The sequence below is a fragment of the Methylobacterium sp. WL18 genome, assembly GCF_008040015.1.
Classification (GTDB): domain Bacteria; phylum Pseudomonadota; class Alphaproteobacteria; order Rhizobiales; family Beijerinckiaceae; genus Methylobacterium; species Methylobacterium mesophilicum.
Genome location: NZ_VRVD01001254.1, coordinates 1 through 578, shown reverse-complemented (window position 1 = coordinate 578; position 578 = coordinate 1). Strand labels below are relative to the sequence as shown.

Here is a 578-nt window from a genome sequence, read left to right as displayed (position 1 = left end):
GGGGCCACGCAGGCGGGCGGCCAGCGCCAGCCCGAGATCGAGCCCGGCCGAGACGCCGGACGCGGTGACCCGATCGCGGTCGAACACCACCCGCTCGGCCACCGGCACGGCGCCGAGCAGCGGCAGCACCGCATCGCGCACGCACCAGTGCGAGGTGGCGCGGTAGCCCCTGAGCAGGCCGGCCGCCCCGAGGATCAGCGAGCCGGTGCAGACGCTCGTCAGCCAGGTCGTGCCGGGCGCGCGGGCCCGCAGGAAGTCCAGCAGGGCCGCGTCGCGCATCTGCTCGGGGCTGCCGTCGCCGCCCGGAACCAGCAGGACGTCGAGATCGGGCGGGCAGGTTTCGAACGTGTGGGTCGCCACCAGGCTCAGGCCCGTGTCGCTGGCGACCGGACCCGCGGATCGCGCGACGCAGTACAGGCTGCCGGGGGCCAGCCCGGCGAGCAGCGCCTGGGGGCCGACAAGGTCGAGGGCGGTCATGCCCGGATAGAGGATCATCGCGATCCGGACCGGGCGATCCTGCGGGATAGCTTTCGGCGCGTCCGCGGCTCCGGTGCGGACGCGCCCGAATGCGGCCGCAC

General features: G+C 75.4%; 1 protein-coding gene. It reads right to left on the bottom strand.

Features of this window, described 5'->3' with window-relative positions; translation table 11 throughout:
• On the bottom strand, window positions 1–495 hold a 495-nt coding region (locus tag FV228_RS32165; protein WP_147858010.1), incomplete at its 3' end, for a DJ-1/PfpI family protein.
• Window positions 496–578: the final 83 nt, after the last annotated feature.